The following is a 17,179-nucleotide window of genomic DNA, read 5'->3' as shown; positions in this document are numbered from 1 at the left end:
TGCATGTTTCTACCCTAGCTTGATACACACGGAATAGGGCTGTAGGTCAGATATTCTAAACCGTCTACACCTCCTTTGCCTAGTATTATTGAGTCACCTGCACCATAAATCGGAGGCGTATCATCAAAATATGCATCCTGAACCGCGATTAGATAATTTTCATATTGAGAATAAACATCTAATTCTTTAAGTTTATCTAACGCTTTGTATTCAGTAAGGTAAAAATTATCATCAGGTTCCGAATATACATTTGATTTATCTATAGGGGTTGTGGGTGGGGATTCTGAGGAAAGTGTTGAGCTGTCGACAATTTCTTGTAAAAGCCCTGTGCTTCCTTTAAAATACCATTTCCCTGAAGGTGCTTGAAGCACGAGATGGAACTCTTTTGTAAATCCGGGAGAAATGTTTGTTATTTTTTCGACATTATTTGAATATTCACCGCTATAGTACTTGAAGAAATCCCAGTTGATTGTAGCTGCAGTACACGATCCTAATGGTGCTATGGCACCTGTTGTGTCAAAAACTTCGAGGGTATCCTCTTTGCGAATCAAGAACCAGTATGCTATTGATTTTATCGGAATCTCCGAAGAGTTTTCGATTTTGATACCTTCATCAGAAGGGGAGATATTTATTTTGGCAAGATATGCTAAATCTTGACTTCTGATAAGTGATTCGTTTTGTTTATCTGAAATCTGAGTTTGTTTTTGAATCTCATTGGTCTGAAGTGTAATGTAAACTAGGCTTGCCGCTGTTGCTATAGATGCTATTATGGCGAAGATATCCCTAAGAATTCTCCACAGTTTATTGTTTTTATGGTTTACGCTCTGTTTATCTGAATTTTCTAATTTTACTATTCTAATTTTTAATTCTTCAATTTCTCTCTTTATATATTTTTTACTTCTAAGCATGGGGGGAGATTCCCTTAAATTGGGTAAAGTGAATTATGGTCAAATACAATATTTATCTTTCTTCTCAATAGCTAATGATTCAATTTTTCGCAGCTATTTGGGTCATTGTACCTCACTGCAAGGAGGGTTCCGGTCGTGCGCAAAAACTCATTCCGCAGTCAATTGCTCAACATGCGGCGACTCTGTTGTTTGTATAACAATGTCCAATGTGAGTCAATATGTGTATAACGCCGAGGATATCGCTCACCTTGGACTTCCCGGCGTCACCACCATGCACGGTGATGCCTAAGCCTCCGGCTGCACCCCCTTAACTGGGTCAGGTGCACGCCCCTGGCAGATTACGAAAACCCCGCTAGGTGGGGTCTGTTCTACGATTCTCGTCGGTACCGACGAATTCGCGCAGGTACTCTACCCCAGGTCTTTTCGGAAAAAGTAGAGATGTTGGTGCCCAAAATCGTCATCCTGCGCCCGAACGGTACCGAACTCGCTAAACTCGACCTGCACATAGGTGCCCTGCTGAGAGGTGTCTAAGACTACCTTGGCCAGAGCAACAGCAGGGTCCTAGTTGACGGCACCAACACCCTCATTCGGCTGGTCTATTCTGCCGACGGCCATCACATTTGGGTAAACTTCCGCACCGGCCTGACCGGCATACTCTCCCTGGCGCCCAGTAACCAGGTTTGTCGGCCTGGTTCCCGATTGGCAGGACCGCGTCTGGGTAGCCTCAAAGAGCGAGGCTATGGCGTGATTGACGGAGGGAACGGATGCATCCGCGCCAGCCTGCTACGCGCAGACAGGACTAGTGGGGTAGACCGCATTGATAACTCCATCTCGGTATGCTCCGCTGGCCTCAGTGTCGTAACCTCACACGCCACCTACATGCTAACCGCCGATGCTGCTGGAGCCCCAAAAATTCTCTGGAGCCACATCTACAACTGTGGTAGTGCTCGCAAACTGGACAAGCTGGCCTACGGTTCTGGGGGCGTCCCCTCACTTTCTTTGACCCAAACGGATCCGACTATGTCATGCTGACCGATAACGCCGATTGTCAGGAAAACGTACTCATCTATCGCACAGTTGACGGTACTCTGACGGGGCAGCGGTCTCTGTGCCAGTATTGGTCCTTCTCGCCTTGGAACGGGAACACTGGGATGTGGCACCCATCAACCTACACCAGGACTGGAGCCGCCAATTCAGCCGTTTTCCGCTACTCCCACCGCCGAAGGTATCATCAACACCTGCGAACACCGCACTCCGCAGTGCTCGATACTGCTAGTCCCGTGTCGGGTGCATATTTGATTGCGGCCCTTAAGCTTTGCTTGGATGGAACATTGGACGTAGTGCTGAATACGCAGAATTAGCTGGCAGCATGCGGTCGCATCAGCCACTGGTATTGAGGCTATGAAGAAGAATAAGTCTCTTGAATAGGTAGTCACAAGTCTTTAGAAAAATACAAATATCTGCCTTGGTCGAGGCCTCAATCCGAATCTAATCTGTATAGCCCATGGTCTAAATCCAAGTATTTTTGCTGGGTATCTATAATTTAATTTCTTTCTTTTTTCGATATCTATGAAATTGAGAAATTGATAAATGATAATTTATTTTTGAAATTTTATATCAAAAAGCAGGAGGAATTTAAAAAATGGTTAATAAAAATCTGATTTAATATTGTCAATTTTTGATCTATTTGAGGTATTTATCTTCAGGTTTTTCGTCGGGTTTAAAGGTTGTTCTGAGAAGAAAGGCTGTGCAGTCAGACCTTTTCTTCTGGCATATGAGGTATGGGTGGGACTCGTTTTCTGGTAGAAACTCACTGGATTTCACTCGAAATTTCGTTAGTTCTGAGTCGATTTTATCCTCGTCAATATTAACTATAGTTTCAGACGGCTCACTTGTTGTGGAGTAATAAATAGTTTGCCCATCCAAAGAGGGGGTATTTTTGTAAACTCCTTGAAAAATTCCTTGACTTACTTGAATCTGCTGAATATATATTTTTTTCTCATGAGTTTCCGAGCATCCAGCTAATACGAACATGGGAATCGCAAGAGCGGGAATTAGTAGTGATTTTTTCATTGTTAACTCCTGGGGTGTACTTTAATTTTGATTCTAATATTCTGAGGTGTTCATTTTTTTGTTAGGTGTGTGTCGCGTAGAGTTTAATTATGGGTAATTTTATCCTTAAATTGATGAAATTGTAAATTTGCATGTTTGAGTGCATTCTTCACCGCCCTAATTGCGGGCTGGCCTGTACTTTCGGTGCGGGTAGCCACATAAATCTCGCGGTAGGGGGCACCTGGCAGAGGAATAGCCTTCACCCCGTGCGCCCCTTCCAACTCGCTACCAGCGGCAGGCAGCGCAAATGACGGCATAATAGCCGCCGCACCACCTGCTGCTAGCTGTAGGTGGGTGTTCAAATCATCAATCACGTAGCGCACCTGCGGCTCAAAACCCGCTGCCCGGCACTGGTTAATACCCCAGGTGCGGGAAGTATTGTGCTCACCCTCAAAAACCCAGGGAAGACGGGCGGCGTCGTCCAAGTTCTCAACCTCAGAACCTGCGGCAACCACCAGGTTAAGGGCGTCCTCGGTCAGAAGCTCGGAGGTGAGCTCAGGGTATTCGGGAATGTAGTGGTGGGGGTAAGACTCTGCAATTACCAGGTCGAACTCCCTACTGCGGGTCAGGGATAGACCGGTCTCCGGGTCAATCTGAACCACATGCAGCTGCACCTGCGGGGCATGCTCCGCAAGATGTGCCAGAGCGCCAGGCAGCAGGGCCTTGGCCGCCGACTGGAAGATCGCCAGTCGTACCTGCCCGGCAGGTACCCCCTCCAGCAGGGTGATGCGGGTGCGGGCGGCGTCCAGCTCCTTCAAAATATTGCGGGTGCTCTCCACCAGAATTAGGGCCTCGGTGGTCAGCTCCACTCGGCGCCCCACCTTACGCAGCAGGGGAGTGCCCACCTCTTTTTCCAGGGTGGTTATCTGCTGGGATATAGCGGAGGACGTCAGGTGCAGGGCTTTAGCTGTAGCGGCGAGCGTGCCTCGCTCGTGGATCTCAAGCAGCATGGCCAGGCGGCGCAAATCGTACATGGGGCACTCCTTAGGAAGGGGTGAATGGCGTCACGAATACAGATTAGCAGAACTAAACGTACTGCCTAAATAATATTCATTTTTTCTAATAGTGTAACTTACACCTAAAGATGGTGAAATGGATAACAAGCAACAAATTCACCCCGCCCTTGTGCGGGCTAGCAGGAGGTACCACCCTTGGCACAGCCTTTTAGCGATACCCACCATCAGCAGCTAGCTGACCAGGCCGTCCAGCTCGTCGCGGACTGGGTCAAAGCAGCCCAGAACATCCCCGCCGACCCCGCAGCAGAGAAGCTGGCAGGCGTCCTGAAGGACCCCAACGGCCTTGAATTTACCGTTGGCTTCGTCGACGGCGTGGTGCGCCCCGAAGACCAGGCTGTTGCCGGTAAGAACCTGGGTCGTATTGCCCCCATCGTCCCCTCCTTCCTGCCCTGGTACATGAAGAGTGCCGTAGGCCTGGGCGGCAAGCTGGCCGCTAAGGCCTCCTGGCCCACCGTGCCGATCGCCCGCACCGTCCTGCGCCAGATGGTCGGCCACCTGATTGTCGATGCCCGCGACGAAAAGCTGGGCCCCGCCATCAAGCACCTCACCTCAACCGGCAACAAGCTCAACATCAACCTGCTCGGTGAAGCAGTGCTCGGCGACCGTGAAGCAGAGCGTCGCCTGACCGAAACCAAGCGCCTGCTGGCCCGCGACGATGTCGACTACGTCTCCATTAAGGTTTCCTCCGTTTCTGGCCCCCACTCCCACTGGGCCTTCGAAGAAGTCGTGGACGAAGCCGTCCGCCGCCTCACCCCCCTCTACGAGCTGGCCGCTAACTCTCCCGCCCAGAAGTTCATTAACCTGGACATGGAAGAGTACAAGGACCTCGATATGACCATCGAGGTCTTCACCAAGATCCTTGACCAGCCCCACCTGAAGAACCTTGAAGCCGGTATCGTGCTCCAGGCCTACCTGCCCGACACCCTGGCTGCGATGCAGCGCCTGCAGGAATGGGCAGCTAAGCGTGTTGAGGCCGGCGGTGCCCGTATTAAGGTCCGCCTGGTTAAGGGTGCCAACCTCTCCATGGAAAAGGTTGAAGCCGCTGTACACGGTTGGCCCCTGACCACCTGCGACTCCAAGCAGGACTCAGATACCAACTACAAGCGCATCCTCAACTACGCCCTGCAGCCCGAGCACACCAAGAACATCCGCCTGGGCGTTGCCGGCCATAACCTCTTCGACGTAGCCTTCGCCCTACTGTTGGCCGAAGATCGCGGTGTTGAAAAGGACATCGAGTTCGAAATGCTCATCGGCATGGCATCCCAGCAGGCCGAGGTTATCCGCCAGCGTGTGGGCCACCTGCTGCTCTACACCCCCGTGGTGCGCCCCGAAGAGTTCGATGTCGCTATCTCCTACCTGGTTCGCCGCCTGGAGGAAAACGCCTCAAGCGAGAACTTCATGAGCGCGGTCTTCGACCTAGACTCATCTCCCGCCCTCTTTGAGCGCGAGAAGAACCGCTTCCTGCGCTCCCTGAACGAGGTCACTGACGAGGTGCAGCCCCCGCAGCGCACCCAGAACCGTCTGGAAGAAAATGAAGACAACGTCTTCAAGCCCGCCGACGGCACCTTCGAAAACACCCCCGATACCGACCCTGCCCTGGCCGGTAACCGCGAGTGGGGCCGCGCCATCCTGGAGCGTTCAAAGACCACCCAGATCGGTATTGAAACCCTGGCCGCCAATGAGTTGGGTTCTGCCGAGGACGCCGAAACCCTGGTTGCCGAGACCGTGGCAGCTGGCGAGGCGTGGGGTGCCCGCCCCGCTTCAGAGCGTGCTGAGATTCTGCGTAAGGTAGCTGTAGCCCTGGCAGTACGCCGCGGCGACTTCATGGAAATCATGGCCCACGAGGCTGGCAAGACCCTGGACCAGGGCGACGTTGAAGTCTCAGAAGCCGTTGACTTTGCCTACTACTACGCCATGCTGGCAGAGCGCCTCGACTCGGTAGACGGCGCCCAGCATCACCCGGTTAAGCTGACCCTGGTCATCCCGCCGTGGAACTTCCCCACCGCAATCCCCGTCGGTGGCGTTATCTCAGCCCTGGCAGCGGGTTCAGCGGTTATCTTCAAGCCCGCCTCCAACACCGCCCGCATCGGTGCTCTCATTGCTGAGGTGCTGTGGGAAGCTGGTGTACCCCGCGAGGCCCTGCGCCTGGTCAAGGTCACCGACCGCGACGCCGGTTCAAAGATGATTGCCCACCCCGCCGTTGACCGCCTGATTCTGACCGGTGGCTACGAGACCGCCGAGATGTTCCGATCCTGGCGTAAGGACCTGCCCCTCTTCGGCGAGACCTCCGGCAAGAACTCCATCATCGTCACCCCCAATGCCGACCTCGACCTGGCGGTCAAGGACGTCGTCTACTCAGCCTTCGGCCACGCAGGCCAGAAGTGCTCGGCGGCCTCCACCGTGATTCTGGTTGGTTCGGTCGGGGAGTCCAAGCGCTTCTACAACCAGCTGGTTGACGCCGTGAAGTCCCTGCACGTTGCCCACCCCCAGGACATCGAATCAGAAATGGGCCCCGTCATCGAGAAGCCCGAGGGCAAGCTCAAGCGAGGTTTGACCACCCTGGGTGAGGGTGAAACCTGGATCATCAAGCCCGAACAGCTCGATGAGACCGGCCGCCTCTGGTCACCCGGCGTTCGCGCAGGCGTCAAGCCCGGCAGTGAATACCACCTGACCGAGTACTTCGGCCCCATCCTGGGCGTCATGAAGGCCGCTACCCTCGAAGAGGCTATCGAACTGCAGAACGCCACCGACTACGGTCTGACCGCTGGCTTGCACTCCCTTGACTCCGGCGAGCTGGAACTCTGGCTCTCCAAGGTCCAGGCAGGTAACCTCTACGTCAACCGCGGCATCACCGGCGCTATCGTGCAGCGTCAGCCCTTCGGTGGCTGGAAGAAGTCAACCGTAGGCTCCGGCACCAAGGCCGGTGGCCCCAACTACCTGGTTGCCCTCTCTAACTGGGAGACCGCAGAGTCCACCGCCACCACCGCCCCCTCACACGCGGGCGTCCGCTCCATCCTGGCTGCCCTGCGCGAACCCACCGCCACCAACGACGGCTCCCTCGACATGCTGGCCCGCGCGGCCAGTTCCGATGCCGAGGCCTGGGCCACCGAGTTCGGTGTGGGGCACGACCCCAGCCAGCTGGGCGTTGAGCGCAACATCCTGCGCTACCTGCCCACCACCGTCCAGGTGCGTCTGGATGAGAACGGTGACCGCGACCGCGCCTTGCGCGTCCTGCTGGCAGGTGTAGCAGCCGGTGCCACCATCGAGTTCTCCACCGGCCAGAGCATCCCGGTAGCTGTTGCCGGCGCCCTGCGCGGTGCGGGTGTCCCCCTGGTTGAGCAGAGCGACGCCGCCTACCGTGCTTCGCTGGCCAAGATTGCAAAGACCCCCTCAAAGCAGCTTGAGGGAACCGCCTTCGAAGGTGCCCGCATCCGCTACATCGGTAACGACGCCACCAGCATCTACGAGGCACTCGACGGCCGCCCCGACATCGCGGTCTACTTCCAGCCTGTTACCGAAGCCGGCCGCATCGAGATGCTGCCCTTCGTCCGCGAGCAGGCAGTCTCCATCACCGCCCACCGCTTCGGCAACCCCTACAAGTTCTCTGAGGGTGTTATCTAAGAGGTCTAGGTAAGGACGCCCCACCCGCTTCCCCTGCGCAGGGAAGTGGGGTGGGGCGTCCTTTTTATTTAAGAGAAAACCCGGCCGTTTCGGTGGCGCCCGCCACCAGCACCTGTACCCTGTGTCATATAATCGTTAGGTGAGAGCTCCTTCTCCCTCGTCGGAGCTCACCTCGTCGAGTTTCACGCACCTCGATCGGCACTCCCACAAAAGTCCCACAAAAGAAAAGGACACCTCCGATGAGCAACGTTCCTGCAGAACTCAAGTACACCAAAGAGCACGAGTGGGTCAGCGAACTCACCGCTGATGGCACCGTCCGCATCGGTGTTACCGACCACGCACAGAGCGAACTGGGCGACGTCGTCTACGTCGACCTGCCCGAGGTAGGCGAAACCATCGACGCAGAAGCAACCTTCGGCGAAATCGAATCCACCAAGAGCGTCTCAGACCTCTTTGCCCCCATCGCCGGTGAAGTTGTTGCCGTCAACGAAGACCTGGCAGATGCCCCCGAAACCGTGAACTCAGACCCCTACGGTGCGGGCTGGCTCATCGAGGTTCGCCCCAGCGACGCAGCAGACCTCGAAGGCCTGCTTTCAGCTGCCGACTACGAGGCAGAAATCGCCTAAAACCGGCTAGAACGCCCGGTTGCGACCGCCTGCGAGGGCCGCCTTTTCTATGGGAAAGGGCGGCCCTTTTGCGTTCGGTAAAAATCAGGAAAATTTGGTGAGAGAACACGGCGTGAACCGGGCAGAATAGGAGCGAAGTGGCTAAGATTAAACGAACGGTTCACTGTTTACCATTTTGTGACCTTGAGCCGCCCACAGCACATCACACATAACGTTTGGATAACAGGCACAGGACGGGCGTAGACCCGGCACCCGAAGATATAAGGACGAGACCGTATGGCCCAGCATGAAGCACACCCGCCCACAAACACCATTGCCATGGTAGCCCTGGGTGTTTCCCAGTCCCATAACCCCACCGCCGAAGAGCGTGACCTGCTGGCAACCCTGCCTGCCGGTTCCGCTGTTCTGATTGGCCTGGATGGCCAGTTCAAGGGTGCCCGCTTCCTTCTCAACCCCGAAACCGATGAAGACGGCCTTGACCAGCCCATCATCGCCGGCCGCAGCCCCGAATCAGACATTTACCTGGACGATGTGACCGTCTCCCGCCGCCACGCCCTCTTCATCCCCAACGCGGGCAGCTTCATCCTGACCGATGCTGACTCCCTGAACGGCACCTACGTCAACAAGGACCGCGTGGACGAGGCCTACCTGCGCAACGGCGACGAAATCTACATCGGCAAGTTCCACTTCGCCTTCTACCAGGGCCAGGGGCAGTAACCATGGCTCAGGCTCACTCTGCTGAAACTGCTGGGGCAAAAAATAAGACCATCGGTCAGGTGCTCAGCGCCCTTGAAGGGGAATTTGAGGGCATTAGCGCCTCGAAGATTCGCTTTCTTGAAGATAAGGGTCTGGTGAGCCCGCAGCGTACCAATACCGGCTACCGCAAGTACTCCGAAGAAGATATTGAGCGCCTGCGTTTTGTGCTGCAGCTGCAGCGCGACCAGTACCTGCCGCTCAAGGTGATCCGCCAGCGCCTGGCTGACATCGACGCGGGGCTAGCACCCGCCCCCGGTAGCGAACCTGCCGAGGGGCAGGGGAGCGGGGCGGCCGCGTCCGCGCAGCCGGGTGCCGAAGAGCTGCCGAGTGCCCGCCCGGCAGCCGAGGCAGAACCGGCCCGCACCTACACCCTGCGTGAGCTGGGCCAGGCAGCCGGGGTCGATATGCCCCTGCTACGTGAGCTCATGAACTACGGTCTGCTGGCAGACAACAAAGAAGAGTACGACCAGTACGACCTGGCTGTTACGAGGGTGAGCGACCAGCTCACCGCCCACGGCCTGCACCCGCGCCACCTGCGAGCCTTCCGGGCCGCTGCCGACCGCGAAGTCGACCTGGTTGAAACCGCGGTGGGCCCTCTGGCCCTGCGTAAGGACGAAGAGTCCCAGGCCCGTGCGGCCGAACTCGCCGGTGATATTGCCCAGCTGCTGCTCCGCCTGCACATGGCCCTGGTAGCCGGGAGTATGCCCAGCTTCGACTAACCCCACCTAACCTTGCGCGAGGGGCACCGGGTGAACGTGGTCTGTCTTAATGACCAGAACCACGTTAAAACGCCGGTGCCCCTGCCGACCGATTAACCGGCAAAAGGGTGGCCGGGCAGGTAGGATAAGAGAGTCCATGATCAGTTCAAGGGAAGGAACCTCAAACCGTGACACAGTACAACGGTGAACATAGCGCCCCCGCCGCGCTGCGAGGCGTACCTGCCCCCATGGATCAGCCCCTGCTGGGCTTTGAAGATGTCATGCCCCGCACCTCCCCGGTGGGTGAGCAGGGCGTTCTCTTTGACGACCCTGTTTCTCTGGTTGATGAGAACCTTGGCTACCGCGGCCCCACCGCCTGCAAGGCAGCGGGCATTACTTACCGCCAGCTCGACTACTGGGCTCGCACTCACCTGGTGGAGCCCACCGTCCGCTCGGCCCAGGGTTCTGGCTCCCAGCGTCTTTACTCTTTCCGCGATGTGCTGGTGCTCAAAATCGTTAAGAGCCTGCTTGATACCGGCGTATCCCTGCAGCAGATTCGCACCTCGGTCGACCACCTGCGCTCCCGCGGCGTTGAGGATCTTGCCGGAATCACCCTCATGTCCGACGGTGCCTCGGTCTACGAATGCACCTCGGCCTCTGAGGTAATTGACCTGGTGCAGGCCGGCCAGGGCGTCTTCGGCATTGCTATCGGCCGTGTCTGGCGCGAACTGGAAGTATCGCTGAGTGAACTGCCCGGCGAAAGCACCGCCCAGGAAATCCAGGCAGAGACCGAGATCCACGACGAACTTTCGGCCCGCCGAGCCCGCAAGGCCGGCGCCTAAAGAACATAGAAAACTACCCCGCCTCGCAGATGCGAAGGCGGGGTAGTTTTTTGTTGCGCTAACGGGGAGGGCACGGGCTCACAGCGAAGCTGTTGGCTGGGGCTGGCGTGAATCGCGCCTGAGCGAAGCGAAGCTGCGAGAGGGTCAACAGCAAGCGTGAGCTCCGTGCCCTCTCCCCTACATTCCTATCTATCAGTACCTGCGTCGTACAGACCGGCCAGCAGCGCGGTGAAGGCGCTAGCGAGTTCCTGGGCTTCTTCTTCGGGCCAGTAGTGCACGGGGTAGGCGGACCCCTGAATGCGCTGGAGCAGGTGCGTCTCGGGCAGGATAGTCTCAGCGACCAGGTCGCCGAAGAGCACCTTCATTTCCTCGATGCGGTAGTCGTGTTCGGGGTCGCCTGCACGTACCTTATTAATCACGATAGAGGCCGACTCCACAGCATAGGGGGTATTGGCTTCGAAGCGGGCAATGGCGCGCAGGGTGCGTTCGGAGCCCGCGACAGAGAAGAGTGAGGGCTCAGCGACAGACAGCACCCGGTCAGAGGCAGCCCACGCCATTTCGGTGAGACGGCCCAGGGTAGGTGGGCAGTCGATGAGAATCAGGTCAAAGCTCTCGCGCACAGGTTCAAGGAGGTCTGCTAGGCGGGGGAGTAGGGCGGCTGAGTCGAGCTGTTCTAGGGCGGTGAGACGGGCGGACGCGCGCCCAACCCAGGTGCCTGCGTCCAGTCCGGTGCGGGAGGCGTTGCCCAGGCTGCCGAGGGCGGCCCACGAAGCGGGGGCGAGCTCGTCCGCCAGGGAATAATCGGAAGGGGCGAGCAAAATGGTGCCCATGTCGGTGCCTTCAGCGGTGTTTACGCCGAGGCCGGTTGAGGCGTCCCCGTGGGGGTCGAGGTCGATGACGAGGGTGCGCAGGCTGCTTGCCTGAGCAGCGGACGCCAGCCCCAGCACGACCGATGTTTTGCCCACGCCGCCTTTTAGACTGCTGATACTTACCACGCTGCTCATTGCCACGAAAGCCTCTCGAATTCGGCGGATACACACTGACCTTCTATGCTACCGAAGAGGTGTACCAGCTACCGCCAAGCGGTGCAGAAAGTCAGGCAAGCTCACAGCGAGCAACAAGGCACTGTGTAGCCATGCTCACAATAAAATCTTTTCGTTACGTCCCGCATCACAAAAAATGAGACAAAACCAGGTGCTTTAGGAAGTCTAAAGATATATTTGAGGTGTTCACACACGAACTGTGGCTTAGCCTCACCGCACCCCGCTGTGCTGGGTGGGGCGGAACGGAAGAAAATGTTTTCAAAGATTCTGGTCGCTAACCGCGGCGAAATCGCAATCCGCGCTTACCGCGCGGCCTACGAGCTCGGCGCTAAGACCGTCGGCGTCTTCCCCTACGAAGACCGCCACTCCATTCACCGCCAGCAGGCCGATGAGGCCTACCCGATTGGTGAAGAGGGCCATCCCGTCCGTGCCTACCTCGATGTTGAGGAGATTATTCGCGTCGCCAAAGAAGCCGGCGCTGATGCTATCTACCCGGGTTACGGCTTCCTCTCGGAGAATCCTGATCTAGCGCGCGCCGCCGCGGACGCCGGTATCACCTTCATCGGCCCCCCGCCGGAGGTTCTGGAACTGGCCGGTAACAAGGTTGAGGCGCTGAAGGCTGCCCGCCGTGCCGGTATCCCGGTACTCAAGTCCACTGAACCCAGCGCAGATGTTGAGAAGCTGCTGGCTGAGGCTGAAGAAATTGGCTTCCCCATCTTCGTCAAGGCTGTTGCCGGTGGTGGTGGCCGCGGTATGCGCCGCGTTGAGAAGCGTGAAGACCTGCGCCCCGCTATGGAAGCGGCTATGCGCGAGGCCGATACCGCCTTCGGTGACCCCACTGTCTTCCTTGAGCAGGCAGTGCTGCGCCCCCGCCACATTGAGGTGCAGATCCTGGCCGACGGTGAGGGCAACATCGTTCACCTCTTTGAGCGTGACTGCTCCCTGCAGCGCCGCCACCAGAAGGTCGTTGAGATCGCCCCCGCTCCCAACCTCGATGAAGAGATCCGTCAGGCCCTCTTCCGCGACGCGGTCAAGTTTGCCAAGGAACTGGGCTACGTGAACGCCGGTACCGTGGAGTTCCTGGTCGATACCGCCGGTGAGCGCGCTGGTCAGCACGTCTTTATCGAGATGAACCCCCGTATCCAGGTTGAGCACACCGTGACCGAAGAGGTCACCGACGTTGACCTGGTACAGTCCCAGATGCGCATTGCTGCCGGTGAGACCCTGGAAGACCTTGGCATCCGCCAGGAAGACCTGCGCGTGCGCGGCTTTGCCCTGCAGTCCCGCATCACTACCGAAGACCCGGCGAACGGCTTCCGCCCCGACGTTGGCAAGGTTACCTACTACCGCTCAGCCGGTGGCTCTGGCATCCGCCTGGACGGCGGTACCGTCTACACCGGTGCCCAGATTTCACCCCACTTCGACTCTATGCTGGTGAAGCTCACCTGCCGTGGCCGCACCTTCGAGGACGCCGTCCGCCGCGCTTCTCGCGCCCTGGCCGAGTTCCGTATTCGCGGCGTCGCCACCAACATCCCCTTCATCAAGGCGGTACTCGAAGACCCCACCTTCCGCGCTGGTGATGTCTCCACTCCCTTCATCGATGAGCACCCCGAGCTACTGACCAAGAAGCCTTCAGCCGACCGCGGCACCAAGGCCCTGCAGTACCTGGCAAACGTCACCGTGAATAAGCCCCACGGTGAGCGTATCGAGGGCCTTGACCCCCGCTTGAAGCTACCTGCCTTCCCCGGCGATAAGACCGAAGAGCCCTACCGCTCACCCTTCGACGCTTCCACCCACGAACCCCCGGCAGGCTGGCGTCAGCGCCTGCTCGAACTGGGCCCCGAAGGGTTCGCCAAGGCTGTACGCGACACCAAGGAAGTGCTGATCACCGACACCACCTTCCGTGACGCCCACCAGTCCCTGCTGGCCACCCGCGTCCGCACCCGCGACCTGCTAGCCGCCGCGCCCGCAGTAGCCCACGTAACCCCCGAGCTCTTCTCCGTAGAAGCCTGGGGCGGTGCAACCTACGACGTCGCCCTGCGCTTCCTCTCCGAGGACCCCTGGGAGCGCTTGGCCCACCTGCGTGCGGCCATGCCCAACCTGCCCATCCAGATGTTGCTGCGCGGCCGCAACACCGTGGGCTACACCCCGTACCCCACCGAGGTCACCGATGCATTCGTCAAGGAAGCAGCTGAGACCGGCGTCGATATCTTCCGTATCTTCGACTCCCTCAACGACGTCTCCCAGATGACCCCGGCTATCAAGGCCGTGCGTGCCACCGGCACCGCAGTTGCTGAGGTCGCTATCTGCTACACCGGCGACATGCTGGACCCTGCAGAGCAGACCTACACCCTGGACTACTACCTGAACCTGGCTGACCAGGTGGTAGAAGCCGGCGCCCACATCCTTGCCATCAAGGACATGGCCGGCCTGCTGCGTCCGGAAGCTGCCCGCCGCCTGGTCACCGCCCTGCGCGAGCGCTTCGACCTGCCCGTGCACCTGCACACCCACGACACCGCAGGCGGTCAGGTCGGCACCCTGCTTGCCGCTGTTGAGGCTGGCGTGGACGTTGTTGACGTGGCTTCAGCCTCCATGGCGGGTACCACCTCCCAGCCGTCCTTCTCAGCCCTGGTCGGCGCCCTCCAGTACACCGACCGCGCTCCCTCCATCACCTTGGAAGCTGCCTGCGCGCTGGAACCCTACTGGGAGGCCGTCCGCACCATCTACAAGCCCTTCGAGATGGGTCTGTCATCGCCTACCGGTCGTGTTTACACCCACGAAATCCCCGGTGGCCAGCTCTCCAACCTGCGCGCTCAGGCAACCGCCCTGGGCCTGGGGGAGCGCTTCGAGGACATCGAGGATATGTACGCAGCTGCTGACCGTATGCTGGGGCATATCGTCAAGGTAACCCCCTCATCGAAGGTGGTTGGCGACCTCGCCTTGCAGCTGGTTGGCATGGGCGTCTCACCCGAGGACTTCGAGAAGGACCCGCAGAAGTTCGATATCCCCGACTCGGTGATTGGCTTCCTCAACGGCGAGCTGGGCACCCCGCCCGCCGGCTGGCCCGAGCCCTTCCGTACCCGTGCCCTGGAAGGCCGTAAGCTCTCCAAGCCCTCGGTCAACGACCTGTCAGCCGAAGACCTGGAAGCTCTGAACGGGGACTCAGCTACCCGCCGCGCCACCCTCAACCGCCTCCTCTTTGCCGGGCCCACCCGCGACTTCGAGAAGGCCCGCGAGGAATTCGGCGACCTGTCGATCCTGCACACCCGCGACTTCCTCTACGGCATGATGTTCAAGCGCGAACACGTGATTTCGCTGGGTAAGGGCGTGCGCCTGATTGCAACCCTGCAGGCTATCTCAGAACCCGACGAAAAGGGCATGCGCGAGGTGATCTGCACCCTGAACGGCCAGCAGCGCACCGTCAACGTCCGCGACACCTCTGTGGAGTCCAACGTGAAGGAAGCTGAGAAGGCGGACGCTTCTAACCCCGGTCACATCGCAGCCCCCTTCGCTGGTGGCGTGTCTATCTCGGTCAAGCCCGGCGACGAAATCTCAGCCGGCGACCAGGTAGCCACCATCGAGGCCATGAAGATGGAAGCCTCCATCACCTCAGCGGTCTCAGGCACCGTCGAGCGCGTTGTCTACAACGAGGTCTCCCAGGTAGCTGGTGGTGACCTGCTGATCGTGGTCAACGTCAAGTAACCCCGTATCAGGAATACCCAAGGGGCGGACGCCCGCACCCGGCTTGCGTAAGCTGGGGCGGGCGTCCGCTCTTTTGCTCCCAGTAGGGACCAGAAAAGTGCCGATTGTATGTGCTGTGCAGAAGGATTTAGGGAGGAATCTGGTCCCTACCTGTAGGCTAGGAAGCATGAACGTAACTCACCTGATGATTATTGGTTTTGGCGCGATTCTGCTGCTAGCTGGGGTTCTTGCTCCGCAGGGCGGCTGGAATATTTATGTGATGATTCTGGGCTTCCTGCACATCGTGGTCGGTAACGTGCTGGTTTTCCGCCAGATGCAGAAGAACTTCCGCGATAACGCAGAAGCTGCAGCACAGGCACGCAGTGGAGCTGACAGCCGGGAATGAAACCTTAGCCTATCCCGTTGAAAACCACAGACGTACCCCGCACGAAAGGTAGCCCCATGAGCTCACCCCGCCACTACGACCTCATCATTATCGGATCTGGCTCCGGTAACTCCCTGCCCAACGAGGACTACGAGGGCAAGAAGATTGCCATCATCGACGGCGGCCGCTTCGGCGGTACCTGCCTCAACGTGGGCTGTATTCCCACCAAGATGTACGTCTACCCGGCCTCTACCGTTGCCCGTGCCAAGGAGGCTGCCCGTCTGGGCGTAGAGCTAGAGCACAAGCACACGGCCTGGCGGCAGATTCGCGACCGAATTTTCGGCCGCATCGACGCTATTAGTGAGGGCGGGCTGGCCTGGCGGAAGTCCCTTGAGAACGTGGATGTCTACGAGGAGTACGTTAAGCTGACCGGCCCCCGGAGCGTGGTTACTGCGTCCGGCCTTGAGCTGACCGCCGACCAGCTGGTGCTTGCTACAGGCTCCCGCGTTACCCTGCCGCAGGTCCCCGGTATCGACCTGCCCCAGGTGCATACCTCAGATACCGTCATGCGCATTGATGAGCTACCCGAGCGCGTGGTGGTCATCGGCGGTGGCTTCATCGCAGCCGAGTTCGCTCACGTCTTCTCGGGTCTGGGCGCTCAGGTGACCCAGGCTGTGCGCTCAGACCGCCTGCTCCGCAGCCACGACGATACCATCGCAGAGATCTTTACCGGCGAGGCCGCCCGCCAGTGGGACCTGCGCACCAACCACGGCCTGAAGGCTATCGAACCTGCCGACGACGGGTCTGTGACGGTGGTATTTGAGGACGCCGGTGAGCGGGTTACCGTGCCCGCTGACCTGGTGCTGGTGGCAACGGGCCGCACCCCCAACTCTGATACCCTCGATGCTGCCACCTACTTTGATGTGGATGAGCGGGGCCTGGTGCAGGTGGATGAGTATCAGCGGGTGCTCTCTGGTGGCCAGCCGGTCAAGGGCGTCTGGGCCCTGGGCGATGTGAGCTCGCCCTTCCAGCTCAAGCACGTGGCGAACGCCGAGATGCGCACCGTGCAGTGGAATATGGTGCACCCCGACCAGCTGCGGGCCACCGACCACCGTTATGTGCCCGCTGCCGTGTTCACGCACCCGCCCATTGCCGCTGTGGGTCTGACCGAAAGCCATGCACGGGAGCAAGCTGCGGCTGAAGGATTTGAGATTACCGTCAAGGAGCAGAAGTTCGGCGACGTAGCCTACGGCTGGGCTATGGACGATAGTGAAGGCGTCTGCAAGCTCATTGCCCGCAAGGACACCGGTGAGCTGCTGGGTGCCCATCTTATCGGTGAGGAGTCACCCACCCTGATTCAGCCCCTGATTCAGGCCATGAGCTTTGGCTTGAGCGCCCGCGATATGGCCCGCGGCCAGTACTGGATCCACCCAGCCCTGACCGAGGTCGTGGAGAACGCCCTGCTGGGGCTTGAGCTCGACTAGCCTTCGA

At 58.7% G+C, this 17,179-nt stretch carries 12 protein-coding genes; 8 read left to right on the top strand and 4 right to left on the bottom strand.

What is annotated here, in order from left to right:
* Positions 1–14 precede the first annotated feature (14 nt).
* The 3 genes from ACEE43_RS04710 to ACEE43_RS04700 all read right to left on the bottom strand — a co-directional run bounded on the left by ACEE43_RS04710 (position 15) and on the right by ACEE43_RS04700 (position 3,994).
* Positions 15–908, bottom strand: coding sequence for a hypothetical protein (locus ACEE43_RS04710; RefSeq protein ID WP_449107302.1), 894 nt, complete (start codon positions 906–908; stop codon positions 15–17).
* Between the two features lie 1,683 nt (positions 909–2,591).
* Positions 2,592–2,981, bottom strand: coding sequence for a hypothetical protein (locus ACEE43_RS04705; RefSeq protein ID WP_449107303.1), 390 nt, complete (start codon positions 2,979–2,981; stop codon positions 2,592–2,594).
* 83 nt (positions 2,982–3,064) lie between these two features.
* Positions 3,065–3,994: a LysR family transcriptional regulator gene (locus ACEE43_RS04700; RefSeq protein WP_449107304.1), complete on the bottom strand. Its 930-nt coding sequence runs from the start codon at positions 3,992–3,994 to the stop codon at positions 3,065–3,067.
* A gap of 177 nt (positions 3,995–4,171) precedes the next feature.
* On the opposite strand from ACEE43_RS04700, the gene ACEE43_RS04695 reads away from it, so the two are divergent.
* The 5 genes from ACEE43_RS04695 (at position 4,172) to ACEE43_RS04675 (ending at position 10,579) form a co-directional block, all read left to right on the top strand.
* Positions 4,172–7,657 carry a proline dehydrogenase family protein gene (locus tag ACEE43_RS04695; RefSeq protein ID WP_449107305.1) on the top strand — a complete coding sequence of 1,162 codons (3,486 nt, stop codon included), beginning with the start codon at positions 4,172–4,174 and terminating at the stop codon, positions 7,655–7,657.
* A gap of 239 nt (positions 7,658–7,896) precedes the next feature.
* Complete coding sequence (gene gcvH, locus ACEE43_RS04690; RefSeq protein ID WP_185173178.1) at positions 7,897–8,283, top strand: glycine cleavage system protein GcvH; 387 nt, start codon at positions 7,897–7,899, stop codon at positions 8,281–8,283.
* Between the two features lie 276 nt (positions 8,284–8,559).
* Positions 8,560–9,000 (top strand): FHA domain-containing protein, encoded by a 441-nt coding sequence (locus tag ACEE43_RS04685; protein WP_449107306.1) that lies wholly within the window; start codon positions 8,560–8,562, stop codon positions 8,998–9,000.
* Positions 9,001–9,002: 2 nt separating this feature from the next.
* Positions 9,003–9,758, top strand: coding sequence for a transcriptional regulator FtsR (gene ftsR / locus ACEE43_RS04680; RefSeq protein WP_449107307.1), 756 nt, complete (start codon positions 9,003–9,005; stop codon positions 9,756–9,758).
* 227 nt (positions 9,759–9,985) lie between these two features.
* A complete protein-coding gene (locus tag ACEE43_RS04675) occupies positions 9,986–10,579 on the top strand; it encodes a MerR family transcriptional regulator (protein WP_185174822.1) in 594 nt (197 codons plus the stop codon).
* 185 nt (positions 10,580–10,764) lie between these two features.
* On the opposite strand, the gene ACEE43_RS04670 is transcribed toward ACEE43_RS04675, so the two are convergent.
* The gene (locus ACEE43_RS04670; protein ID WP_449107404.1) at positions 10,765–11,583 is read right to left on the bottom strand and encodes a ParA family protein; all 819 of its coding nucleotides are present in this window, start codon (positions 11,581–11,583) and stop codon (positions 10,765–10,767) included.
* Positions 11,584–11,874: 291 nt separating this feature from the next.
* Here ACEE43_RS04670 and ACEE43_RS04665 point away from each other — a divergent pair, with 291 nt between their 5' ends.
* From ACEE43_RS04665 to ACEE43_RS04655, 3 genes are all read left to right on the top strand, one after another.
* A complete protein-coding gene (locus ACEE43_RS04665) occupies positions 11,875–15,324 on the top strand; it encodes a pyruvate carboxylase (protein WP_237195273.1) in 3,450 nt (1,149 codons plus the stop codon).
* 166 nt (positions 15,325–15,490) lie between these two features.
* Positions 15,491–15,709: a hypothetical protein gene (locus ACEE43_RS04660; protein ID WP_237241756.1), complete on the top strand. Its 219-nt coding sequence runs from the start codon at positions 15,491–15,493 to the stop codon at positions 15,707–15,709.
* 56 nt (positions 15,710–15,765) lie between these two features.
* Positions 15,766–17,172, top strand: a complete 1,407-nt coding sequence (locus ACEE43_RS04655; protein WP_449107308.1) for a mycothione reductase — start codon at positions 15,766–15,768, stop codon at positions 17,170–17,172.
* The last annotated feature ends 7 nt before the right edge of the window (positions 17,173–17,179 follow it).

The organism is Rothia sp. 11254D007BW (assembly GCF_053548195.1).
The sequence above is the reverse complement of the archived record's forward strand: the minus strand, read 5'-3'. Positions and strand labels throughout refer to the sequence as shown.